The sequence below is a fragment of the Leifsonia sp. GW821-FHT13C05 genome (genome assembly GCF_058806515.1).
On the sequence record NZ_JBXAPT010000002.1, the window covers coordinates 659,883 to 683,346 of the forward strand.

At 70.1% G+C, this 23,464-nt stretch carries 24 protein-coding genes; 14 read left to right on the top strand and 10 right to left on the bottom strand.

The window, feature by feature from the left end; all coding sequences use genetic code 11:
* Positions 1–14: 14 nt before the first annotated feature.
* The 3 genes from AC1ROC_RS09800 (at position 15) to AC1ROC_RS09810 (ending at position 1,448) form a co-directional block, all read left to right on the top strand.
* Positions 15–179 (top strand): DUF4175 domain-containing protein, encoded by a 165-nt coding sequence (locus AC1ROC_RS09800; RefSeq protein WP_143465476.1) that lies wholly within the window; start codon positions 15–17, stop codon positions 177–179.
* Between the two features lie 130 nt (positions 180–309).
* Complete coding sequence (locus AC1ROC_RS09805) at positions 310–576, top strand: DUF7218 family protein (RefSeq protein ID WP_168690627.1); 267 nt, start codon at positions 310–312, stop codon at positions 574–576.
* 32 nt (positions 577–608) lie between these two features.
* Positions 609–1,448, top strand: a complete 840-nt coding sequence (locus AC1ROC_RS09810; RefSeq protein WP_492999853.1) for a hypothetical protein — start codon at positions 609–611, stop codon at positions 1,446–1,448.
* A 35-nt stretch (positions 1,449–1,483) separates the two neighbouring features.
* Here the strand turns inward: AC1ROC_RS09810 and AC1ROC_RS09815 are convergent, their stop codons facing one another.
* Positions 1,484–1,801, bottom strand: a complete 318-nt coding sequence (locus AC1ROC_RS09815; RefSeq protein WP_085367319.1) for a DUF7882 family protein — start codon at positions 1,799–1,801, stop codon at positions 1,484–1,486.
* 141 nt (positions 1,802–1,942) lie between these two features.
* On the opposite strand from AC1ROC_RS09815, the gene AC1ROC_RS09820 reads away from it, so the two are divergent.
* Positions 1,943–3,520: a stealth family protein gene (locus tag AC1ROC_RS09820; RefSeq protein ID WP_492999855.1), complete on the top strand. Its 1,578-nt coding sequence runs from the start codon at positions 1,943–1,945 to the stop codon at positions 3,518–3,520.
* A 61-nt stretch (positions 3,521–3,581) separates the two neighbouring features.
* Here AC1ROC_RS09820 and AC1ROC_RS09825 read toward each other — a convergent pair whose 3' ends face one another.
* The 4 genes from AC1ROC_RS09825 to AC1ROC_RS09840 are packed head-to-tail and all read right to left on the bottom strand — an operon-like array spanning position 3,582 to position 8,869.
* Positions 3,582–5,612, bottom strand: a complete 2,031-nt coding sequence (locus AC1ROC_RS09825; protein ID WP_492999857.1) for a glycoside hydrolase family 2 protein — start codon at positions 5,610–5,612, stop codon at positions 3,582–3,584.
* 37 nt (positions 5,613–5,649) lie between these two features.
* Positions 5,650–6,519, bottom strand: a complete 870-nt coding sequence (locus AC1ROC_RS09830; protein WP_218775120.1) for a carbohydrate ABC transporter permease — start codon at positions 6,517–6,519, stop codon at positions 5,650–5,652.
* 3 nt (positions 6,520–6,522) lie between these two features.
* Entirely contained in the window at positions 6,523–7,452 is a 930-nt protein-coding gene (locus tag AC1ROC_RS09835) for a carbohydrate ABC transporter permease (RefSeq protein ID WP_085367322.1), read from the bottom strand.
* A 40-nt stretch (positions 7,453–7,492) separates the two neighbouring features.
* Positions 7,493–8,869: an ABC transporter substrate-binding protein gene (locus AC1ROC_RS09840; RefSeq protein ID WP_085367323.1), complete on the bottom strand. Its 1,377-nt coding sequence runs from the start codon at positions 8,867–8,869 to the stop codon at positions 7,493–7,495.
* Between the two features lie 93 nt (positions 8,870–8,962).
* On the opposite strand from AC1ROC_RS09840, the gene AC1ROC_RS09845 reads away from it, so the two are divergent.
* Complete coding sequence (locus AC1ROC_RS09845) at positions 8,963–9,988, top strand: LacI family DNA-binding transcriptional regulator (protein ID WP_492999859.1); 1,026 nt, start codon at positions 8,963–8,965, stop codon at positions 9,986–9,988.
* Positions 9,989–9,994: 6 nt separating this feature from the next.
* Here AC1ROC_RS09845 and AC1ROC_RS09850 read toward each other — a convergent pair whose 3' ends face one another.
* On the bottom strand, positions 9,995–10,936 hold the full coding sequence (locus AC1ROC_RS09850) for a phosphodiesterase (RefSeq protein ID WP_492999861.1): 942 nt from the start codon (positions 10,934–10,936) through the stop codon (positions 9,995–9,997).
* A 168-nt stretch (positions 10,937–11,104) separates the two neighbouring features.
* Here AC1ROC_RS09850 and AC1ROC_RS09855 point away from each other — a divergent pair, with 168 nt between their 5' ends.
* The 6 genes from AC1ROC_RS09855 (at position 11,105) to AC1ROC_RS09880 (ending at position 16,208) form a co-directional block, all read left to right on the top strand.
* Entirely contained in the window at positions 11,105–12,112 is a 1,008-nt protein-coding gene (locus tag AC1ROC_RS09855) for a Gfo/Idh/MocA family protein (RefSeq protein WP_492999863.1), read from the top strand.
* A gap of 141 nt (positions 12,113–12,253) precedes the next feature.
* Positions 12,254–13,276, top strand: a complete 1,023-nt coding sequence (locus AC1ROC_RS09860) for a Gfo/Idh/MocA family protein (RefSeq protein ID WP_492999866.1) — start codon at positions 12,254–12,256, stop codon at positions 13,274–13,276.
* 102 nt (positions 13,277–13,378) lie between these two features.
* On the top strand, positions 13,379–13,897 hold the full coding sequence (locus AC1ROC_RS09865) for a GNAT family N-acetyltransferase (protein ID WP_492999868.1): 519 nt from the start codon (positions 13,379–13,381) through the stop codon (positions 13,895–13,897).
* A 324-nt stretch (positions 13,898–14,221) separates the two neighbouring features.
* Positions 14,222–14,767 carry an NUDIX hydrolase gene (locus tag AC1ROC_RS09870; protein ID WP_179150687.1) on the top strand — a complete coding sequence of 182 codons (546 nt, stop codon included), beginning with the start codon at positions 14,222–14,224 and terminating at the stop codon, positions 14,765–14,767.
* 57 nt (positions 14,768–14,824) lie between these two features.
* Positions 14,825–15,475, top strand: coding sequence for an HAD family hydrolase (locus tag AC1ROC_RS09875; protein WP_085367329.1), 651 nt, complete (start codon positions 14,825–14,827; stop codon positions 15,473–15,475).
* A 4-nt stretch (positions 15,476–15,479) separates the two neighbouring features.
* Positions 15,480–16,208, top strand: a complete 729-nt coding sequence (locus AC1ROC_RS09880; protein WP_492999872.1) for an SDR family NAD(P)-dependent oxidoreductase — start codon at positions 15,480–15,482, stop codon at positions 16,206–16,208.
* 62 nt (positions 16,209–16,270) lie between these two features.
* On the opposite strand, the gene AC1ROC_RS09885 is transcribed toward AC1ROC_RS09880, so the two are convergent.
* Complete coding sequence (locus AC1ROC_RS09885) at positions 16,271–16,642, bottom strand: cupin domain-containing protein (RefSeq protein WP_085367331.1); 372 nt, start codon at positions 16,640–16,642, stop codon at positions 16,271–16,273.
* A gap of 96 nt (positions 16,643–16,738) precedes the next feature.
* Between AC1ROC_RS09885 and AC1ROC_RS09890 the strand changes: the two genes are divergently transcribed.
* The 3 genes from AC1ROC_RS09890 to AC1ROC_RS09900 all read left to right on the top strand — a co-directional run bounded on the left by AC1ROC_RS09890 (position 16,739) and on the right by AC1ROC_RS09900 (position 17,746).
* Positions 16,739–17,038 (top strand): hypothetical protein, encoded by a 300-nt coding sequence (locus AC1ROC_RS09890; RefSeq protein WP_085367332.1) that lies wholly within the window; start codon positions 16,739–16,741, stop codon positions 17,036–17,038.
* Positions 17,039–17,120: 82 nt separating this feature from the next.
* Entirely contained in the window at positions 17,121–17,321 is a 201-nt protein-coding gene (locus AC1ROC_RS09895) for a hypothetical protein (protein WP_085367333.1), read from the top strand.
* Between the two features lie 182 nt (positions 17,322–17,503).
* Entirely contained in the window at positions 17,504–17,746 is a 243-nt protein-coding gene (locus tag AC1ROC_RS09900; protein ID WP_085367334.1) for a hypothetical protein, read from the top strand.
* A 42-nt stretch (positions 17,747–17,788) separates the two neighbouring features.
* Here AC1ROC_RS09900 and AC1ROC_RS09905 read toward each other — a convergent pair whose 3' ends face one another.
* From AC1ROC_RS09905 to AC1ROC_RS09915, 3 genes are all read right to left on the bottom strand, one after another.
* Entirely contained in the window at positions 17,789–18,082 is a 294-nt protein-coding gene (locus tag AC1ROC_RS09905; RefSeq protein WP_492999877.1) for a hypothetical protein, read from the bottom strand.
* 92 nt (positions 18,083–18,174) lie between these two features.
* Entirely contained in the window at positions 18,175–20,466 is a 2,292-nt protein-coding gene (locus AC1ROC_RS09910; protein ID WP_492999879.1) for a glycoside hydrolase family 3 C-terminal domain-containing protein, read from the bottom strand.
* Positions 20,467–20,588: 122 nt separating this feature from the next.
* Entirely contained in the window at positions 20,589–23,423 is a 2,835-nt protein-coding gene (locus AC1ROC_RS09915) for a hypothetical protein (RefSeq protein ID WP_492999881.1), read from the bottom strand.
* Between the last annotated feature and the right edge of the window lie 41 nt (positions 23,424–23,464).

Below are 23,464 nucleotides of genomic sequence, written 5' to 3' on the forward strand. Positions count from 1 at the left end.
GCAGGTAACGGAAAATGAACATTCTGCTCATCGTGATCGCGATCGTCGCGATCGTGCTCCTGTTCACCGGCGGATTCGTGCAGGCCCTCAACTGGCTGCTCTGGGTGGGAATCATCCTCCTGGTGTTCGCCATCATCGTGTGGCTGGTTCGCATGATCAGCGGTCGGCGTTCCGTCTAGAACCACCGAACGTCCAAGGGCTCCGGATGCACCCGCATCCGGAGCCCTTCGCCGTTGCAGGGCCATTGCCGGGGAGGCGGTGGCGGGGTAGCGTGCGCGGCGACAACGGATCAGACGGAAGGGGCGGTCGATGCCTGGGCGCAACGAACCGGAACTGAAAGACCAGAAGCTCTACGAAGAACTCCGCAAGGAGGGCAACTCGAAAGAGAAGTCGGCGCGCATCTCGAACGCCGCAGCGGCCCGCGGGCGCTCGTCCGTCGGCAAGAAAGGCGGAGAGTCCGGGTCGTACGACGACTGGACGGTGCCCGACCTCAAGAAGCGCGCCAAAGAGCTCGGCCTCAGCGGCTACTCGAAGAAGACCAAGAAGGAACTGATCAGCGCGCTCCGCAACCACTGACCGAGCGCCCGCCCGCGTCGTACACTCACGGCATGGACCTGCGCGAGGTGGCCGACGAGCTCTACGCGCTGCCCGCGGCCGAGTTCACCGCATCCCGCAACGCGGCGGCGGGGAAGGCGGGCACGCCGCTCGCCGCGGACATCCGCGGGCTGCGCAAGCCGTCGGCCGCCGCGGCCGCCGTCAACGCGCTGGTACGCGAGCATCCGGATGTCGTCGACGCCATCCTCGACGTCGGCGACCGGATGCGCGAAGCGTTCGCCGAACGCGACCGCACCGCCATCCGCGAACTCACCGGCGAGCGGCAACGGCTGCTGCAGAAGGCGACGAGCAGCGCTGGCACCGCAAGCCCCGCCGTGCTGCGCGAGGTGGAGGACACGCTGCAGGCCGCCGTCATCGACGCCGCGGCGGCCGCGGCGGTGCGCAGCGGGCTGCTGGTGCGGTCGCTGGAGTCGACCGGGGTGGACCAGGTCGACGTGTCCGACGCGGTGGCGCTGCCGGTGGACGTGGAGGCGGCGACCGTCGCCCACACGGCCCGGAAGACGACCCGCACCGCCGCGAACGCACCCGCCCACGCCGAGCCGACGGAGACGCCGAGCGAACGCCGGGAACGGGAGCGGCGCATCCGGACGGCGGAGAAGGCGCTCGAACGGGCGCGCACCGATGCGGACGCCCTCGACGACGAGCTGGACGAGGAGGTCGACAGGCGCACCGACCTCGAAGCCGAACGGGATGCGCTCGCCCGGCGGCTGGAACGCACCCAGGACGAGCTCGCGGAGTCGCGGGCGGCCGAGCGGGAGCTGCGGAGGAGGATCACCCAGGCGCAGGCGGCGCTGCGGGAGGCGGAGAAAGCGGTGAGGGCCGCACGGGACTGAGCGGGCGTGCGTGCGTGCGCGGGCCGGTGCCGCGGTCAGCCGGGGAGGTGCTGCCCGACCGTGTCCTCGCTCATGACCACCATGCCGCCGGTGCGCTGCGAGGTGTGCATGAGCGCTTCGAGCCACTGGGTGTTGATCGCGGGCGGGCGGCTGCCGCTGAACTGGAACGACAGCGGAACCTCACGGCTGATCCAGATCGAGACGCGGCCGGAGCCCTGCTCGACAGGCACGTCCCAGTTGAGGAGAAAGCTCTCGTGCCGACGAAGCTTCGCCACGATGGCGAGTTTGACGTGGCTCAACACGCGATCGTCGAGGTCGTACTCCTGCCCGGAGCCGTAGACCAGTTTTCCCATGCAAGTATTCTCCACTATGAAACCGGTCGAAACTTTTCGGGGCGGGGGGATTGACCCGAATACTTTCTTCCAGTAACCCTGCGAGCGCGGCTGAACAACGGGGCTGGAACTTAGCTCGGGACGACATAGAGTGGGGCCCATATGGCAGATCACCCGTCTCCCGCCCTCTCCGACCACCCTGAGCCCGTCGTCGTCGTGGGCGACACCCACACGAGCAACCCGACCCTGCGGCGCGACGACGTCGTGCTGCGCAAAGGCGTGCTCACGCTCGTCTCCGGGCCGTTCACCCCGCGCGAGTCGATGGTCGAAGACCTGCTGGCCGTGCGGGATGCACTGGATTCGGCCGGCATCGAGCACCTGCTGGTGCGCGGCGACGACGACAGGCGCGTCATCGCCGTCGACCGCCGACGCCGCAAGGAGATCACGGCGGCGCTCGCGACCGCGTTCGCCAACGAGCCGTTCTACGCCAGCCCGGTCGACGTGGACGGCGCGCCCACGCTGATCGCCGACGGCAGGCTGTCCAGGAGGAAGGCGCACGTCCTGCGGCTGTTCCGCCCGCGGCTGGAACCGATCGGACGCCTCCGCTACGGAGCGGAGACCGCCATGCAGCTGGAGTTCTGGCGGTTCGGCGACGAGGACATCGAAGCCCCGCGGCCGAACGCGCTGATGCGCACGCGCCTCCCGCGCAACGAGGCGATCGAGGAATCGGTGACCATCTACGGGCGCACCTGGCGCACGCTGGAGCACATGTTCGACCCGCTGGCGAGCGACATCGCCTTCGACATCGACATCGTGTTCTCCTGGGTGGACGGTTCGAGCGCGGAGTTCCAGCGGAAGCGCGCTGCGCAGCAGGCGGCGTACGTGGTCGGCGACGGCGACGACAACGAGGCCCGCTACCGCCAGATCGACGAGCTGAAGTACGCGATGCGGAGCGTGCACATGTTCGCGCCGTGGGTGCGCAACATCTACATCGCCACCGACTCCCCACTGCCGTCCTGGCTCGCCCCGCACCCGAACGTGCACATCATGCGCAGCGAGGACTTCTTCGTCGACACGTCGACGCTGCCGACGCACAACTCGCACGCGGTGGAGAGCCAGCTGCACCACATCCCGGGCATCGCGGAGCACTTTCTGTACTCGAACGACGACATGTTCATCGGGCGCCCGATCTCGCCGGACATCTTCTTCTCGCCCGGCGGCGTGACCAAGTTCGTGGAGGCGGGCACGCGGATCGGACTCGGCGAGAGCGACCCGGCGCGCAGCGGCTTCGAGAACGCGGCGCGCGTCAACCGCCGCCTGCTCTGGGAGCGCTTCGGTGCCGTCACCACCCGGCACCTCGAGCACTGCGCAGCCCCGCTCAGGGTCAGCGTGCTCAACGAGATGGAGCGCGAGTTCCCCGACGACTTCGCCAGGACGGCGGCGAGCCCCTTCCGCTCAGCCACCGACATCTCGGTGACCAACTCGCTCTACCACTACTACTCGCTGATGACCGGGCGGGCCGTCGTGCAGACGCAGGCCCGCGTCCAGTACATCGAGACGACCCTGCACGAGGCCGAAGAGAAGATGCGCAGACTGTTGAAGCGCCGCGACCAGGACATGTTCTGCCTCAACGACGGCTCCAAACCGGAGATCGGCGTGGAAGAGCGCACGAGGATCGTGACCGAATTCCTGGAGAGGTACTTCCCGTTCCCCGCTCCGTGGGAGCGCCTGGAAGGGTAGCCGGGCCGGGGACGGCGCGCGCCCGCGTTGGCAGGGAGGGCGCGCGCCGTTCGGCCGCCGCTCAGCCCTGACGGGCCCCGCGGCGGTTCGGTCGCTCGATCACGGCCGCGTCCACGAAGGTGCGCGCGACGCACCGGCCGTCGGCCTCGAGCCACAGGTGCAGCCGTGCAGCGCCGGGCGGCGGCGGCACGGTGAGGGTGACCGGCTCTGTCACCGCGAACGGTGCGGCGGAGACGTCCGCCCGCGCATCCGGTGCTTCATCGACGGTGGGCAGCGGCGAACCGGCTGCCGACCAGGCGGCGTGCAGGACGCCGTCGACCGGGGCGTCCCCGTGGTGCGAGACCCGCACATCCACCCCGAGCGGGCTCGTGGGGATCGGGATGTCCGCCCCGGCCCTCTGCGGCACGATGTCGACGACGAGGACGGTCTCGGCGTTGCTGTCCGCCGGGTTCAGCCCTCCCCAGTCCTTCCTGCGCCGATCGGCGTCGAGCAGTCCTGCCATCTCGTGCTCCACATCCGTGAGCTCGGTGTACACGTAGCCGGCGAAACGGTCGTGGCGGCGGATCTCCTGCGTCTGCCAGCGCACGTGCCAGGCCCGCTCCAGACTGGTGAACCCCGCCCCGAACTCGCTGTTCAGGATGGGCACCCCCGTGCGCGGGAAGTCGGCGGAGCCGTAGAAGGACTTGTCGACGACGAAGTCCGGACCGAGCTTCACCTCGAACGACTCCTTCTCTCCGGAGGCGAGGGCAGCGACATTCGCCGCCCACGCCGCAGGGTCCTCGTCGTAGTAGTGCCAGTCCACCAGGTCGCTGCGCACGTGCGCCCAGCCCGAGTTCTCGACGATGGGACGCGAGTCGTCCAGGGCGCGCATCGTGTCGTACGCGTGCATGGCGGCCTCCGCACGCTCCTGGCTGCCCGGGATATCCCAGTCGAGCCCCCACTCTTCGTTGTAGAGACCCCAGACGATGATCGACGGGTGGTTGCCGTCGCGGCGCACCAGCTCGGGGAGCTGCTCCTCGAAGGCGGCCGCGGCGTCCGGGGTGAACCGGCTGGGGCAGGCGGGCTCCGCCCAGACCAGCATCCCCATCCGGTCCGCCGCGTGCAGCCAGCGCGGCTCCTCGAACTTGAGGTGCTTGCGCACCAGGTTGAAGCCCAGCTCCTCCGCGAGGTCGAGATCCCGGACCAGGGCGGCGTCGTCCGGGGCGGTGAGGCCGGAGTCCGGCCAGTAGCCCTGATCGAGCACGCCCCGGAGGTACAGCCGACGGCCGTTGAGGAACAGCTGCTCGCCGCGCACCTCCATGCTGCGCAGACCGGCCGTCGCCACCACGCGGTCGGCGGCCTCCCCCTCGCCCACGCGGAACTCGATGGCGTAGAGGTGCGGGTCGGCCGGGCTCCACAGCCGGGGCGCATCCACAGTCACGGTGCCGTCGAACCGGCCGTCCGCGTCGGCCGCGATGGTCGTCTCGCGGCCGTCGACGGTCACGACGACCGCAGCGCCGGCCGGGGCGTCGCCGACCACCCGGCCGGAGACGGCGAATCCGGTGAGCGAGTCACCGCGAATCGCGGCGGACTCCACGTAGCTGCGGCCGCGCGCCTCCAGCCAGACCGACTGCCAGATGCCGGACGTCGGCGTGAAGGAGACCCCGTCGTAGTCGTCGCGCGGGATGGAACGCTGCTTGCCGTGCGGGATCTCCCGCTTGTCGGCCGGCGCATCCACCTCCACCACCAGCTCGACCGGCTCCCCCGGCGTCACGAGCTCGGTCACGTCGAACTCGAACGAGGTGTATCCGCCAGTGTGGACCCCGACGACCACTCCGCCGAGCAGCACTCTGGCCACGTGGTGCACGGCGCCGAAGCTCAGGATCACCCGGCGGCCGTCCCACGCGGGCGGCACGGTGACGGAGCGACGGTACACCGCGCGTTCCAGCCAGGTGCGGCGGACACCGGATGCTGCCGTCTCCCAGGCGAACGGCACCACGATCGTGGTGGGCTCCCCGCCCTCCGGCTCGAACCCCCAATCGCCGTTGAGGGTGAGCCAGCGCTCTGACCTGTCGAAGTCGGGCCGCGGATACTCGGGCTTCGGGACGGACATGGATGTGATGCCTTTCGTTCGTTCGGCGCGCATGAGGTCAGCCTTTGACGCTGCCGGCGAGGATGCCGTTGATGAAGTGCTTCTGCAGCACGATGAACAGGATGAGCAGGGGGATGAGGGCGACGGAGCTGGCGGCCAGCAGCTCCCCCGTGACCGTCGCGTAGTCTGCGCCCACCTTGTTGCCGGAGATGTTCTGGGCGAGGGTGGACAGCACCACTTGCAGCGTGGCCATCTTGCTGGAGCTCGCGACCACGACCGGCCAGACGAAGTCGTTGTAGATGTTCATGATGGTGAGCACGGCGAGGCCGGCCAGACCCGGCCGGATGACCGGGACGACGATCCGCCAGAAGATGCCGAACTCACCGCAGCCGTCGACCCTGGCCGCGTCGAGCAGCTCGTCCGGCACGGCGGAGATGACCTGGCGCATCCAGAAGATGGCGAAGGCGTCGACGGAACCGGGGAGGATCAGCGCCTGGTAGGTGTTGACCCAGCCGAGCTCCTTCATCTCCAGCAGCAGCGGGATGATGAGCACGATGGTCGGCAGCATCAGCGTGAGCAGCACGGTTCCGAAGATGAGGTTCTTGCCCCGGAAGTCGTACTTGGCGAACGCATACCCGGCCAGCGGGGCGCAGAACAGGGTGATCGCCCCCTTGAACACCAGCACGATGCCGGTGTTCACGAATCCGGATGCGATCGGAACGTCCTGGAACATCCCGCGGAAGTTGTCGAGCGTGAACGTTGTCGGGTCGAAGCCCAGCGGGTCGCGGATGATGTCGCCCGCCGGTTTGAACGCCGAGAGCACGGCCCAGACCACCGGCGCGAGGAACGCGACGGTGAGGATCATCAGGAACACGTTCGACCCGATGAGCGGCCGTCGATGGATGCGGGTCTCTGCTGTGGTGGTCACGGTTCAGTCCTTCGCCCGCAGGAGTCTCACGAACCCGAGCGACAGCGCCATGACGACGATGACGAGCAGGAACGAGTTGGCCGCGCCCGTGCCGAGGTCGGCGCGCGTGATGTGGTTGTAGAGGAACAGTCCCGCCGTGGTGGTGGAGCCGTACGGCCCTCCCTTGGTGACCACGAACGGCTCGGCGAACATCTGGAACACGGCGAGCGTCTGCAGCACGACGGCGAACATGATCGTGCGCCGCAGCAGCGGGACCGTGATGCTCCAGACCTGCCGCACCCGGCCGGCCCCGTCGATCGACGCGGCTTCGTAGATGTTCGCGTCGATCGACTGCAGGCCGGAGAGCAGGATGATGATGATGAACCCGCTGGTCTTCCAGAGGAAGAGCAGCGCCAGCGTCGGCTTGGCCCACTGGCTGGTCACCAGCCAGCCGACGTCCGGGAGCCCGATGAGGTTGAGCACCCCGTTGACCGCCCCGTAGTTCTGGTCGAAGAGCACGATCCAGATCTGCGCGACCGCGACGAGCGGGGTCACGAACGGGACGATGAACGCCACCCGGTAGAAGCCGCGCAGCCGCAGCTTCGCGTTGTCCAGCAGCACGGCCACCACGACGCACAGCACGATCTGGATGGGGACGATCAGCAGCCAGAGGATGCCGGAGTTCGCCAGCGACGACCAGAAGGCGCTGCTGCCGAGGAGGTAGGCGTAGTTGCCGAGGCCGACCCATTCCGCCGCTCCCGCTCCGTGCCAGTTCGTGAAGCTCAGTCGCAACGTGAACACGAGCGGATAGATGCTGAACGCGAGGAAGATCGCGACGAACGGCAGCACGAACAGGTAGGGCGCGAACGCCCTGCGGAACGCGTATCCCCTGCTCCCCCTCGCCGCGCGGGGCGGAGAGGGGGGCGCGGTCTGCGCGGCGGTCGTTGTGGTCACGGGTGTTCCTCGGTTCGGCGGTCGGGTCGGCCTGGCAGCACTACTGGCGGTCGATCAGGTTGGTCTGGATGTCCTTCGAGGACTGTTCGATGACCTGATCGGGCGTGAGCGAGCCGTCCAGCATCTTCTGAATGTCGTTGCCCAGGTAGTCGACGGCTCCGGCCCACCAGGTCGGCAGCGGTGCGCCGCCGGGGATCTCCTTGCCTGCTTCGATCGCGGTCGACCAGAGATCCTGGTTGCCCATCGCCTCGATCGGCTTGAACAGCGGCTTGTCCGGGTTCGCGGCGGGCTGGTACGCGGGGATGGACGTGTTCAGCCCGCCAGGGTAGACGTCGTTCGGGCCGTAGACCGCGGTGTATCCGGCCTCGTCGTACATCAGGAACTTGTAGAAGAGCCAGGCCAGCTGCGAGTTCTTGCCCTCCTTCGGGAGCACGAACGACGATCCGCCCATCGCGCCGCTGCGTGCGCCGCCGTCCTTCCACGCCGGGAGCGGCATCGCGCGCCAGTCGCCCTTCGTGGCCGTGAGCTGCTGCTGCGGCGCGAAGTCGAACCAGATCGACCACGGGTAGAAGACCTCGTCACCGGAGTCGAGCGCTCCGATGTCGCTCGGGCTGAGGTATTCGGCGCGGGTGCCGACGCCCTGCTTCTGCACCTCGTCGAGCCAGCCGAGGATCTGCTTGTACTCCGGGGAGTCGAGCCGCAGCTTCCCGTCCGCGTCCGCCAGGCTCGTGCCCAGCTGGCTGGCGTACATCTCGAGCTGCAGCTGTCCGAGGAAGGCGCTCTGCTCCAGGTGGATGGGCTTGGACCCCGGCTTGTACGCCTGGTACTTCTTGCCGGCGGCGAGGAGGTCGTCGTAGGTCTTGATCGAGTCCGGGTCGATCCCGGCGGCGGCCACGGCCTTCGCGTTGTAGAACAGCAGCCCGGGATCGAGGTCGAACGGGACGCCGTAGATGCCGCCCTTGACCGTGTTGACGTCGACCTTCTGCTGCGCGATGTCCTTGGTGTACGGGGCGAGCACATCCTTGAGGTTCCAGAGGTATTCGGCGTAGCCGCCGACCTTCGCGTCGTCGAGGAAGACGCCGTCCGGCACGTCGGTGCCGGTGATGAGGGTGTTCTGCAGCTTGGCGTCGATGTCGACGGCCTCGTGCTTGACCGTGATGTCCGGGTAGACCTTGTTGAAGTCGGCGATGGCCGCGTCGAAGACCTTGAACAGGTCGCCGGAGCGATCCCAGATGGTGATCTCGCCCTTCGGGGACTTCTCGGTCGGCGCTTTCAGCACCGTGCTCGATGTCGTGGGGTCGGCCGAGCCGATCTCCGGCCCGCAGCCGGACAGGCCGACGGCGATGAGACCGGCTGCTCCGATGGCGACGATCCGCGTGATCGCGGCCTTCCGCCGTCGCGGGGTTGTGAGCTTCATGACACTCCTTCGTGCGGTCGTTTGCCAACGTATGCAAAACCGTACCCGATGTTTGCTATCGTTGCAAACGTCGGTTGGTCGAGAGGAGAGAGCATGGCGGCAACGCTCCGGGATGTGGCAGAGCACGCGAACGTGTCCGTGCGCACCGTCTCCAACGTGGTGAGTGGATACGAGCACGTGAGCTCGAAGATGCGCGCACGCGTCGAACAGGCCATCGACGAGCTCGGCTACCGGCCCAACCCCGTCGCCCGCACCCTGCGCACCGGCCGCACCGGCCTGCTCGCCCTGGTCGTCCCCGAGATCGACGTGCCGTACTTCAGCGAGCTCGCGCGCGACGTCATCACCGCGGCGGCCGAGGTCGGCTATCAGGTGATGATCGACCAGACCGGCCACGATCACGAGCGCGAGCAGGACCTCCTCCGCGGAACAGACCGCAACATGCTCTTCGACGGGATGCTCTTCGCCCCGCTCGCCACGGAAGCCGAGCTCAGCGGCGTCACCGAGTCCCAGACCATGCCGCTCGTTCTCCTGGGCGAGCACACCTTCGACGGCCGGTTCGATCACGTCGCCATCGATAACGTGCAGGCCGCAGCAGACGCGACCGACCACCTGATCGCCATCGGCCGCACCCGCATCGCCGCCATCGGTGCGCAGCCGAAGGAGCACTACACCACCCCGCTGCAGCGCACGGAGGGGTACACCACGGCCCTCGAACGCGCCGGCCTCGGCCCGGAGCCGTCGCTCATCCGGGCGGCCGACCACTACAGCCGCGCCGACGGATACGCCGCGGCGTCGTCGCTGCTCGCCGAGTCCCCTCGGCCGGATGCGATCTTCTGCTACTCCGACCTGCTCGCGATGGGCGCGGCCCGCGCCGTGTTCGACGCCGGACTGCAGGTGCCGGACGACGTCGCCATCATCGGCATCGACGACATCGAGGAGGGCCGGTACGCGCGCCCGTCCCTCAGCACCGTCTCACTGGACACGCCGTTCATCGCCGAACAGGCGATCGCACGCATCGCCGCCAGGATCGACGACCCGAGGCTGCCTGCTCAGGAGATCGTCGCTCCGCACCTGCTGCTGCCGCGCGAGAGCACAGGGGCGGCGTCCGTCACGCCATGACGTCCGTCACGCCATGACCTGGATGGGAGTGGTGGGCGACGGGTCGTGCCTGCCGCCCGCATCCACTCGCCGGGGCGGGATGCGGATGCCGTCGGCGGCGAGGCGGCGGGCGCTCTCGTCCGGGTCGATGTAGTCGAGCGCCGGGGAGGCGCCGAGCGGCACCACGGAGTGCAGCACCGTCGTCGGGTACACGTGCACGAGGTTGAAGGCGCGGAAGCCGTCGCGGCCGCGGGTACCTCCGACCGGCACGTTGAGGTCCTGCGTGTAGCAGCTGGCCGACGCGACGGAGACCGGGATGCCCGCGAAGGTCGCCATCGACGAGTAGTGCAGGTGACCGGCCAGGATGCTGCGGACATCGCTGCCGTCGAGCACCTCGGCAAGGCCGGACTGGTCGCGCAGCTCGACGGACACGGCCAGGTCGAGCACGCTCGGGACCGGCGGGTGGTGCATGGCCAGGATCGTGCCCTCCGGTGCGGGGGAGGCGAGCTCGGCGGCGAGCCAGTCGAGCTGCGCATCCGTGACCTCGCCGTAGTGGTGGCCGGGCACGCTCGAGTCGAGGGCGATCACCCGGAGGCCGCCGAACCAGAACACGTCGTCGATCGGCTCGGCAGCGGGGAGCTCGTCGCGCAGCCCGAAGCGGAACGCGTCGCGCTCGTCGTGGTTGCCCATCACCCAGACAACGCGGGCACTCAGGCGCTCCGCGACCGGGTCGACGATCGCGCGGACCTCCGCGTACGCATCCGGTTGTCCCCTGTCGGCGATGTCGCCCGTGAACACGATGGCCTCCGGCCTGCCGCCGGACGCTTCGAGGTCGGCCAGGAGGCTGCGGAGGTGGTGCGCGCTGTCGACGGAGCCGTAAAGCTTCTCACCTCCCGCCAGGAGGTGAGTGTCGCTGATGTGCACGAGGAAGTGGTCCGGCCGCGGGTATTCCGCGATTCGCGTCTTCACACGCCCATCCCACCACCGCAGTCTGAACGCTCCGTGAACGAACGCGGCGCGCCGCGACCCCCGCGCGACTTTCGCCCGGTGTGCGGCAAAAGTTGACGACCGGCGGGCGGAACTGGCTAGGCTGGATGCGTTCGCGCGCAACGAATACAGGCAGGGAGGCCTACTGCAATGCCCCAACCCCTCACCGTCGCCGCGATCGGCTTCTGGCATGTGCATGCCGGAGACTACGCGAAAGCCGCACAACAGCATCCGGACACCAGACTCGTCGCCGTCTGGGACGACGACGAAGAACGCGGCCGCGCCGCAGCGGAAGCCTTCGGGGTGGAGTTCGTCCCCGACCTCGACGAACTGCTCGCCCGAGACACTCTGGATGCGGTGACCATCACCACCTCCACCGACCAGCACCACGATGTGATCCTGCGATCCATCGCTGCCGGCAAGCACGTCTTCACCGAGAAGGTGCTCGCGCCCACGGCCGACGAGGCGGAGGACATCGTCGCCGCGGCGGCGTCCGCTGGCGTGGCGCTCGTCGTCTCGCTGCCCCGCCTCTACGACGGGTACACGCAGGCGTTCCAGCAGCTCATCGACTCCGGCGCGCTCGGAACGCTGACGTACTCGCGCGTGCGGCTCGCGCACGACGGCTGGGTGGCCGGCTGGCTGCCCGACCGGTTCGGCAACCCGGAGGAGGCGATCGGCGGCGCGCTGACCGACCTCGGCTGCCACCCGGCCTACCTGACGCGGCTGTTCCACCGGGCCGAACCGCTCGCGGTCAGCGCGGTGTACGGCTCGGTCACCGGGCATCCGGTGGAGGACAACGCGGTCGTGACGGCGGAGTTCCCCGGCGGAGCGCTCGGCGTGTTCGAGGCGAGCGTCGCCTCTGCACCCGGCCAGTTCACGATCGAGCTGCGCGGCACGGAAGGCGTGGCCGTCTACGGCTTCGGCGGCCCGACGCTGCTGGTGGGCGGCGGCGAGCACGGCGACGAGTGGCGCGAGCTTCCGATCCCGGATGCGCTCGACGGCGCGTTCGCGGAGTGGGTCGACCGCATCCACTCCGGCACGACGGCCGACGCGAACCTGGACCACGCGCTGGCGCTCACCAGGATGGTCGTCGCGGCGAACGCGTCGGCGGCGAGCGGGGCTGCGGTGCCGGTCGCGGCTGCGCGCGCGGTCGTGTAGCCGGGTCTGTTCCTTCGTCGGCGCGTCGGGCGCTGGCGCGTCGCGCGCTTGCGCTCCGGGCGCTCGCGCGTCGCGCATCCACTGGTCGCCGGGCAGTCCAGCGACCCCTTCTCCTTCGCTTCACCCACCAGAAAGACACTCATGACTTCCAGCAACGCATCCACCGTCCGCATCGGCCTGATCGGGGCGGGCGGCATCGCCGGCGCCCACGTCGCCGGGTACGCCCTCAACCCGGACACGATCACGTTCGCCGCAGTCGCAGACCCGGTGCGCGCCTCCGCCGAGGCTCGCGCAGGCGACACCGGCGCCGTCATCTACGCCGACTACCGCGACATGCTCGCCGAGGCCGACATCGACGCCGTCGACATCTGCCTGCCGCACCACCTGCACAAGGATGCGATCGTCGCGGCCGCCCGCGCCGGCAAGCACATCCTGTGCGAGAAGCCGCTCTGCCTCACGCCGGAGGAGGCCCGCGAGGTCTCCGCGGCCGTCGACGAGGCGGGGGTGACGCTGATGTGCGCCCACAACCAGCTGTTCCTGCCCGCGGTGGCGGCGGCGAAGGAGCTGATCGAGTCCGGCAGGCTCGGCACCGTCTACGAGGTGCGCACGACCGACAGCTTCTACAACGACTTCGACCCGTCCACGATGGGCTGGCGTGCCAACGCGGCCACGAGCGGCGGCGGCGAACTGATCGACACCGGATACCACCCCAGCTACCTGCTGCTGCACCTCGCCGGCGGCTCCCCGGTGGAGGTGACGGCGATGCTCGCCACCCACCGCCTCACCTTCATGGAGGGCGAGGACTCGGCCACGGTGGTGGTGCGGTTCGACAACGGCGTGATCGGCACGGTCGTGACCAGCTGGGCGTACGACGCCGCCGACAGCACGGAGCGCTTCTCGGCGGTCGGCTCGCTCGGCAGCCTGACCAGCGACGGCACCACCCTCAGCTACCGCCTGCGCGGCAGCGAGCCGGTGGTCCTCGACCTGGAGCCCGTCGACCAGTTCGGCGAGGAGCTCGGGCACTTCGCGCGCAGCATCCTCGACGGCACCCGCCCCATCCACACCCAGAAGGAGGGCATCGAGGTGCTCGGCATCATCCTGGGCGCATACGACTCCGCGCGCACCCGCGCGGTCGCCGCCGTCCCCAGCCTCGCCGCGGTGTAGGGCCGGGCCGGGCTCGGCTCGCTGGCGAGATGCCGGTAACTGTCGCGCATCCCGGGCGTTTCGCGACAGTTGCTGGCATCTCGCCGTGGGTAGCGTGAGGGGATGGATGCGTTTCCGCGGGTGGTCGAGGTTGGGGTGGCCGGGGTGGTGCTGCGGAGGCTGGAGGCGGCGGACTGGCGGATCGAGCTGGAGCTCGCCCGGGTGCCGGATGTGCCCGTCTGGACGATGTACGCGGCCGACATGACGGAGGAGCAGGCGAAGGAGCGCGCCACGCGGAACGTGGCCCGGGCGGACGCGGGGTCGGGCATCCGGTACGTGGTCGAGGAGCACGGGGTGCCGGTCGGCACCGCCGGCTTCGGCCGCGGCGAGGACGGGTTCGAGGTGTTCTACGCGCTCACGCCGGAAGGCCGGGGCCGCGGGCTGGTGACGGCCTCGGTGAACTCGCTGGTCGCGTGGCTCGACGCCCAGGGCGTGCCCGAGGTCTGGCTGAGCACCCTCGACGGCAACGCTGCAAGCGAGGCCGTCGCGACCCGCTGCGGTTTCGTGCCGACACGCTCCGGCACCCACATCGACGGCCGCCCCCTCACGGTCTGGCGGCGTCTGGCCGCGAGATGCCAGTAACTGTGGCGCATCCCGGGCGTTTCGCGACAGTTACTGGCATCTCGGGGTGGAGTCAACGGGGTGGTGGGCATGGGCGGGGTGCGTACTGTGCTCGGAGGCGTCGTCCGAACGCCGCACTCCGCCGCCCCGTGGCTTTCAAACCCCCGCCGCTTTGGGCGGCGGAGCTGTGTCCGCTGCGTGCCGGGAGAGTGGGCCGCCGTGGGCCCGGAGCGCGTGCCGCGTCGGGCGCCGAGCGCTATCCGCCGCCATCGGCGGGCGCTATCCGCCGCGTGCTCGGAGCGCTACCCTCGTAGGAACCGAGACCCGCCGCCACCGAGGAGGACCGTGGACCGCGAGACCGCCAGCGAGTTCTTCACGACAGCGCCGCAGTGGTTCGGGCGGCCGGAGCGGACGCTTTTCGCGTCGGTGGCCGAACGCATCCACGGGGGCGAGGAGCTGCTGTTCAAGGGCGGCCCGGCGCACGTCACGGCGAGCTGCGTCGTGTTCGATCCCTCGCGAACGCGGGTGCTGCTCGCGTTCCACCGCAAAGGGCGGTTCTGGGTACAGTTCGGCGGCCACCTCGAACCGGGCGACACGGACATGGCCGCCGCTGCGGCGCGCGAAGTGACGGAGGAGAGCGGGCTCGAGTCGTTCCGGATGCTGTCCACCGAGGCCATCGACCTGCAAGCGCAGCAGCTGGGCGAACGGTTCGGCGGCTGCGACATCCACCTCGACCTGCTGTTCGCCGCCGAGGCGCCACGGGATGCGGTGCCCAGCGCCAACGAGGAGAGCGACGCTGTCGAGTGGTTCGACCTCGACGCACTGCCCGTCGACGCCGTCCGTGGGCTGTCGAAACGGCTGCGCACCGCCAGGGAGCGTCTGGCCGCCTGACCCGGCGCTCCGAGCCGCGCCCCTTGCCTCCCCGCGCTCAGCGAGTAGACAGGAAGCATGACGGTCACCGCTGTGCTCTTCGACGTCGACGGAACGCTCGTCGACTCCAACTTCCTGCACGTCGACGCCTGGCAGCGCGCGCTCGCCGAGCTGGGCTCCCCGACCGACGCGTGGCGCATCCACCGTGCGATCGGCCAGGACTCCGACCGGCTGCTGCGCGCGGTCGCCGGCGACCACGACGACGAGTGGATGAGCAGAGCCTCCGACCTGCACTCCCGCTACTACCGCGAGCTCGCGCCGCGGCTGCGCGCCTTCGACCAGGTGCCCGAGCTGCTGCGCGCCATCGCGTCCCGCGGCATCGCCGTGGTGCTGGCCACCTCGGCGCCGGACGACGAGCTCGACCTGCTGCTCGACGCCATCGACGCTCCGGATGCGATCCACGCCACCACCTCCGCCGACGACGTCGAGACGGCCAAGCCGGACCCCGGCATCCTGAACGTGGCGCTCGAACGGGCGGGCGCGACGCCGTCCGACGCGATCATGGTCGGCGACTCCGTCTGGGATCTGAAGGCGGCGGCGCGGGCGCACCTGCGCTCGGTCGGGGTGCTCAGCGGCGGTGTCGGCGAGCGCGAGCTGACCGACGCCGGGGCGTTCGCGGTGTTCGAGGATCCGGCGCAGCTGCTGAAGAACCTGGACGCCATAGTCTGAGGTCATGCCTCTCACCATCGTCACAGGTGCAGGCCGCGGCATCGGGGCGGCGATCAGCCGCCGTCTCGCCGCGGACGGTCACGACATCGTCGTCTGCTATCGCACAGACGTGGAATCCGCGGAAGCGGTAGCCGCCGATGTGCGCGCAGCGGGCAGGCGCGCGATCGTCTGCGCCGTCGACACCACCGACGAAGCACAGGTCGAGGCTGTGTTCGCGGCGGCGTCCGAACTGGGCCCGGTGACGGGACTGGTCAACAACGCGGGGTCGGCCAGCGCGTTCGGCCCGCTCGCCGAGGCCGACATCGCGGCCGTGCGCCGCGACATCGACGTCGACCTGGTGGGCGTACTGATCTGCGCGAAGCACGCCGTGCGCGCGATGAGCGCTCCCGGCGCGAGCGGCGGCGCCATCGTCAACATCTCCTCCGCGTCCGCCTACCTCGGCAGCCCCGGCCGCTACGTGCACTACGCGGCGGCGAAGGCGGCAGTGGATGCGGTCACCGTCGGCCTCTCGAAGGAGGTCGCCGCGCTCGGCATCCGCGTCAACGGCGTCGCCCCCGGCACGATCTGGACCGACTTCCATCCCGAGCCCGACCGTCCGGACATCGTGGCGCCGACGGTCCCGCTCGGTCGCGGCGGGCAGCCGGAAGAGATCGCAGGCGCCGTGGCCTGGCTGCTGTCGCCGGATGCGTCCTACGCGACCGGCACGACCATCCGGGTGACCGGCGGGCTCTAGCCGCGGCGCGGCCCGGGCTGCGCATCCGGCGTCTGCGCATCCCGCGGCTGCGCATCCGGCGTCTACGCGTCCGGCAGTTCGCGCAGCTGGCTCGTCCGCTCGCCGCCCACATCCCCGGTGTTGACCGTGCCCTTCGGCTCGAACAGCACGGCCCGCACCTCCTCCTCGGCGAGCGGGCAGTGCTCGACCCCGCGCGGCACGACGAACACGTCGTTCGGGCCGAGGTGCACATCCCCGTCGCGCAGCTGGATGGTGAGGCGCCCGGACAGCACCAGGAACAGCTCGTCGGTCTCCGGATGCGTGTGCCAGACGAACTCGCCGAGCAGCTTGACGACCTTCACGTCGTAGTCGTTGACGCTCGTGAGGCGGTGCGGTTGCCAGTGCTCGGCGATGGAGGCGATGGCGTCGTCGAGGTTGTGCACGGAGTCGCTCATGGGTCCAACCTAGGTCCGTGGCAGGAAAATGGTTGCGCAGAGGGCCGTGCGGGCGTTGGATGCTGCCTAACGAGCATCCGACGAGAGGGGCACGCTATGTCCGCCAGCGAACTCGAAATGTCCAGTGTGCGATTCCCGTATCGCAGCCGCATCTTCCACGTCGAGAAGCAGGCCCCCGGCCGCTGGGTGGTGCTGGACGAGTCCCACGCCGAGCTGGGCGTGCTGGTGCGGGTGGCCAGGGAGGGCGAGGAGCACGAGCCGGTGTTCGGCGCCATTCCGCCCGGGCACGTCGAGACGCTGCACGAGGGATCCGACTGGAAGATGCTGGTCGCGTCGCTCATCAACGAGGCGCTGGAGCCGGCGCCGGGCGCCACCGGCAACCAGGGCGAGGCCTGATCCGCCGCTCCTCCCGCTCATCCCCAGCGACCGGATGCGCGCGCCCCGGCCCTGCGGAGCAGTCCTGGCTTACGATACGAGCGTGAAGGCGACGTTGCGCACGACCCTCGGCTGGCTCGCCGCGGTGCTCATCAACGTCGGCGTCGTCGCGTTCGCCCTCGGCCTGCTGCTTCCGCGCGTCGGCGGCACAGCGCCCGTGCTGGTCACCGGGATCGCCCTCCTCATCGTCGGCGTGGCCGTCGGCGCCGCGTGGATGTTCGTGTCCCGCCAGCCCCCTCGCTGAGTTTTTCGCACGTCTCGCGTCAGGATTCCGGCAGTTCGCCGTCTCCTCTCGTGAGAGACATCCCATCGCGCGAGGTGCTCGCCTCTGCGGTCTCTCGGACGCTCGAACCGGGTGACGGCGTCCCCCGTGGGTGGGGCCGGTCGGGCCCCACCCACGACTGCGACCACTGAGGGAGGCCGACCGTGACCGACCGCGGAATGCGTTTCCGCGCACGAAGCGATGCGCTGACGGGCTATCTCGCCAGCTTCCTGCTCGTGCTGTTCTCCGCTGCGTTCGTCGTCGCGGCCTCACGCGGCACGTTCGCCGCCGACACCGGGCTGAGCCGGACGGCGGTGGGGCTGCTCGTCGCCGGTGCCGTCTGCGCCGCTGCGCTCGGTGTCGCCGGTGCGGTGTGCATCCACCGCTGGACACGACTGCCCCGCTGACCCTGTCGGGGGCCAGCGGGGCTTCCACGTCGATCGGGACGGCTAGTCAGGAGCCTCCGTGGTGTCGACGAGGTCGGGGTTGGACGGGTTCTGCGCCGGGTCGAGCTCGGCGGGCGGCGGCTCCGCACCCTCCGCGCCGGTGGAGGCGGCGTCGCCCGTGGTCAGGTCCGGCTCGGCCTGAGCGCCGGTGTCCGCATCCGGCGCGTCGGCGGTCTCCGCAGGCTCGGCCGACTGCGCGTCGCGAGCTGCGCCGTCACCGCCCTCGAAACGCGTCGGGTCATCCTCCGCAGGCACGCCCTCGCTCGTGGTGTTCGGCAGTCCGCTGGTGTCGCTCATCCGATGCTCCTCTCGCTCCGGTTCAGCCCCAGCAAACGCCGAACCCCCTCGCTCTCGCAAGGGGGTTCAGGCCGGTCCGGCAGCGGTGTACGTTACGCGGGCACGCTCGCCGGGGCGTTCGCTGCGGCCGCCGTCGCCGCGTTCGCGGCCGCCACCAGCTGGTGGATCTGCTCGGCCGTGACCGGGCTGCCGGGGAATGCGGCCACCCGGTTGAGCGGCATCGACTCCGCCATGCGGCGCAGGCTGGGATCGTCGAGCATCCCCGCGACGGCTCCGCCCCCGGACTGCGCGAGCGCGCCCATCAGGATCTGCCCGCCGACAGGATGCGCCAGCCACTCGCCCAGCGTCGAGTCGAAGGCCAGCAGCGGCAGCCCGGCGTCACCGGCCAGCGCCACCGTCGCCGTGCCGCGCAGGTCGCGCGACGACGCACCGACCGTCACCTCGTATTCGCCGCGCTCGACCACCCAGCGCTCCTGCGCCGTGTCGTAGACGGCCAGATCCTCGCTCGGGATGCGCACGCTCACGCGCTCGGACGCGCCCGCCGCCACCGCCACGTTGGCGAAGCCCTTGAGTTCGCGCACTGGGCGCTGCACCGACGAGCCGGGCACGGACACGTAGACCTGCACGATCTCGCGACCGTCCCGCTCCCCCGTGTTCGCGACGTCCAGCGATACCTCGATGCCGTCGGCGTCGCCGGAGACGGCGAGACCCGAGAACGCGAACTCCGTGTACGAGAGGCCGTGGCCGAACGGGAAGCTGACCTCCGCATCCCGCGCGTCGAAGTCGCGGTAGCCGACGAACAGGCCCTCGCCGTACCGGACGTGCCCCTTCTCGCCGGGGAAGTTGAGGTACGAGGCCGTGTCCTCCAGCCGCAGCGGGATGCTCTCCGCCAGACGCCCGGACGGGTTGACCACGCCGAACAGCACGTCGGCGATGGCACCGCCGCCCGCCTGGCCGAGCAGCCAGCCCTCGACGATCGCCGCCACCCTGTGCGCCCATCCGGAGACGCGGACGACGCCACCGTTGGAGAGGACCACCGTGACGCGCGCGCCGGTCGCGATGACCGCATCCAGGAGGGCGGTCTGCGCTGCCGGAAGTTCGAGGTGCTCGCGGTCGAAGCCCTCCGACTCGTCCTCGCCCGGCAGACCGAGGAAGACCAGCACGTCGTCTGCCGCCTGTGCGGCGGAGACGGCCTCGGCGGTGAGAGCTGCGGCGTCGGTGTCGGCGCCAGTGTCGCCGAGCGCGTAACCGGCTGAGAAGGTCACAGCGCTCTCGCCCGCCAGCGCGCGGATCTCGTCGAGTGCGTTGTCGAGCCTGTTGGGCACGATCTGCGACGAACCGGCGCCCTGGTAGCGCGGGGTGCGCGCGAACTCGCCGATCACGGCGATGCTGCGACCGGATGCGGCTGCGAGCGGGAGCACCCCGTCGTTCTTCAGGAGCACTACGCTGCGGGCGGCCACCTCGCGGGCGAGCGCGTGGTGCGCATCCCGGTCGTACGTCGCGGACGCGTCTGCGTTGTCGACGGCCTTCTGCACGAGGTCGATCACGCGCTCGGCGGCGGTGTCGAGCACCGACTCCTCCAGGGAGCCGTCCCGCACGGCGGCGACGAGCTGCGCGTCTGTGACGCCGTCGCTCGACGGCATCTCCAGGTCGAGGCCGGCGACCAGCGCATCCACCCGGTTGTTGACGGCGCCCCAGTCGGAGACGACGACGCCGTCGAAGCCCCACTCGTCGCGGAGCACGCGCGTGAGCAGCCACGGGTCCTCGCTGGCGTAGACGCCGTTGATGCGGTTGTACGAGCACATCACGGTCCACGGGGCCGCGTGCTGCACGACGTGCTGGAAGCCGCGGAGGTAGATCTCGCGCAGCGGGCGCTCGTCCACGTCGGCGCTCACGCGCAGCCGGTCGGTCTCCTGGTTGTTGGCGGCGAAGTGCTTCAGCGAGGCGCCGACGCCCTGCGACTGCAGGCCGCGGACCAGGGATGCGCCGAGCCGCCCGCTCAGGATGGGGTCTTCCGACAGGTACTCGAAGTTGCGGCCGCAGAGAGGAGACCGCTTGATGTTGATGCCGGGGCCGAGCAGCACGCCGACACCCTCCGCCTTCGCTTCCTCGCCGAGGGCGGCGCCGACGCGCTCGAGCAGTTCGGCGTCCCACGACGAGCCGAGGGCGACGGCGGGCGGGAAGCAGGTGGCCGGGACGCTGTCGCCGATGCCGAGGTGGTCCCCTCCCTGGGCCTGCTTGCGCACACCGTGCGGACCGTCGGTGAGGTAGATCGACGGGATGCCCACCCGGTCGATGCCCTCGGTCTCCCAGAAACTCGCGCCGCTCGTCAGCGCAGCCTTCTCTTCGGTGTTCAACGCGGACGCGCGTGCCAGCCGACCCATGATTCTCCTTCGAAGTGATCTGCCTGTGTGCGAATACCATACACCGCTCGGTTTCCTGAAAATCGAGTCCGACGTTGTTCACGGGTGGATGCGGCGTGTCGCGTGAATAGCTTCGGACTCGATTATTTGCGGGGGTGGGAGAGGAGGGTGATCATGCGGGTGAGGTTGGCGATGTACTGAGGGGTGGACTGGTAGTCGGGGTGGGTGGCGACCTTGACGAGGTAGCGCGGGGGACCGAACTCGTCCGCACCGCCGTCGACGGGGTTGGCGCGGTGGCTGAAGACCGGGAAGCCGAGGTAGTCGGTGCGCCGCCAGAGGTTGAACCAGGCGATCTCGCCGTTCGGCTGGGTGAGCAGGCCGACGAGGGTCGGGTCCGCCGTGTCCGCCGGCGGAGGAGGGACGTCGGTGCCGCCGTGGTCGGCCTGCACCTGCGTGAACCAGGGGTCCGCGCGGCGCAGGGACGGCGTGAGCTGGGTCGGCGTCCCGAGCGGTCCCGGTCCGAACAGTTCGGGGAAGAAGCGGCCGAAGTACGTGCGGAGCTGCGTGCCGTATGTGAGCAGGCCGACGTTGCGGAGCTGATCCTGCTGGGAGGGCCGCAAGGTGAACAGGCAGGAGACCGCGAGCACGGCGCCGAGACTGTGCGCGCTCAGGATCACGCTGAACGGCCGCTCATGGCTGAGCGCATCCTCCTCCTGCTGCTCCTTCCACGCCAGCTGCTCCGCGATGCTCAGACCGGGCGGCGGCTTCAGATCGTGGGTGAGCCAGTCGACGACGCGGTCGCGCAGCTCCGGCACGACCCGCTCGGCGTAGCAGGGCGGCCCGAACGGATGCCCTGCGCGCGGGAGGAAGCACATCAGATCCCACATCACCCCGATGGGGCGCTCCTTGGTGGTGATCGCGTTCTCGGCGATGAGCACGACAGCGCTCACCGCGATCAGCCCGAGCGCCGGGGCGACGAAGCCGTCGATCCAGGCGAAGAACTGGATCTTCGACACGGCGAGCGCCGCCACGAACCCCACAGCGAACAGCCCGGCGAGCACGCCGAGGATCGGCTCTCCGCGGTGGAAGAGGGCGGCGAACCGTCGGGCGCGCAACATCCGCATGGCGAGCCGGTCCGTCGTCCGTCCGCGCTCGATGACGCCGTCCTTGTACTCCTCCACCGGCTCGAGCAGCGGACGGGAGCCTCCCGGGGTCGGCGGGGTGGTCAGCTTGGGCACCCACAGCATCCTGAGCACCACGATGCCGGCGACGAAGAGCAGCAGCAGCACCGCGATCAGCGGCACGACGTCGCCGAAGTTGCTGAACGCGATCGGGGCGTCGAGCGCGCGGCCGACCGGGGCGGCGCAGCCGCAAGCCGGCGTGCCACTGCCGAGCCAGCTCTGCACGCCGAGGACGAGCAGCGTGGACAGCAGCATCGCCGCCCCGAGCGACAGCAGCATCCACACCCCTGGACCCATCCCGGCCCAGCCTTCCGTGCGGTACCGGTCCCTGGTGCCGTGGATGCGCGGCCACACCCCCACGAGCACGAGCTGCGCCGCCAGGAACAGCCCGGCCACGAGGTAGTACACCCACTGGAACGCGCCGGGCTGGCCGCCGAGCCGCGCCGGGTTCATCGACACCCCGATGAGGAAGGTGAGTCCGGAGACCGTCATCAGCGCGATGGAGAGCACGTGCGGAACGCCGCGGCGCCAGCCGAGCGCCGAGATGCAGATGGCGACCAGCACACCCAGGATGATCGACGGCGCGGAGACCAGGCCGAGGAACGCGAACGACGGCGACCGGTGGTACGCGCCGTTGGCGAACAGCGCGACCAGGACCAGCACGTAGAGGACCACCGAGGCGGCGAGGGTGACCGCGGCGACCGTCTCGCGGCGGCGCTGCTCGTCGCGGAGGAAGGCGGCGAGCCGTTCCCCCGAGTGGTTGACCGTGTCCGACGAGCGGACGATGCGGACCACGATCCAGACGATGCCCGCCGCGGCGACGACGCCCGCCGCCGTGAAGTACCAGAGGTCTCCGCCCGGGCCGAGGAGGCGGGCGACGCATCCACTCGGCCCGAACGACTGCAGCTCGCCGCAGCCGGGCGCACCGGCGAAGACGCGGTCCCAGACCAGCAGCAGCGCGATCAGGCAGAACGCGCCGGACAGGTGGAGCCATTCCGTCGGCGATCCGACGCGGGACTGCTGCCAGAAGCCCTCGACGCTGAGCGGGCGCCGCTCGGTGGCGCGCATCGGGGTGTCGGCGTTCCGCATCCGGCGCACGGTGTTGAAGATGCCGGCCTCGTAGCGGGTGCGCGCGCTGTGCGAGACGAGGTAGAGCACGATCACCCCACCGATCGGCACCAGCGACAGCACCGCCAGCTGACGACCGCGCTCGGCCAGGAAGCCGGACGTGAGGAAGTCGAGCACGCCGGAGGGCAGGGCGGGACAGGCGGCCCCGCCGAGACACTGGGTGCCGATCAGGTCGAGACTCACCGAGCCGAGGGCGCACACGTAGAGCAGGGTCAGCCCCAGCGCGAACACCCGCAGCGAGGTCACCCCCACGCCGCCCCGCCACTCGCCGCCCGCGTTCTGATTCGGGATGCGCCTGGTCCAGTAGGCGCTGTTCGTCAGCCCGAACGGCAGCAGCAGGAGCCACGCGATCTGCACGAAGAACTGCCCGATGATGACGAGGGCGCCTCCGCCGTAGCGCGCCATCGCGCCCCACGAGTACGCCTCGCGGCGCACATCCGGCGGAGGCACGGCTGGATTCGGGGTGTCGTCGTCAGGGTCGGGCTCCGGCAGGCGCGTCGCCAGCCAGAAGCCGCCGTTCTCGTCGCCCTGGTACTGCCGCAGATCGGACTTGTCGACGCCCAGCATCTCTGCCGGCGGCGTGTTCTTGATCCCGTGGATCCGCAGCTCCAGGATGTGGTTCGGCTTCGGCTTCCCGTCGGCGCCGCCGGCCGTCGCGCTGTCCGTCATGGTGCCCACCCCATCGTTGGTGACGGGCGAACACTACTCCG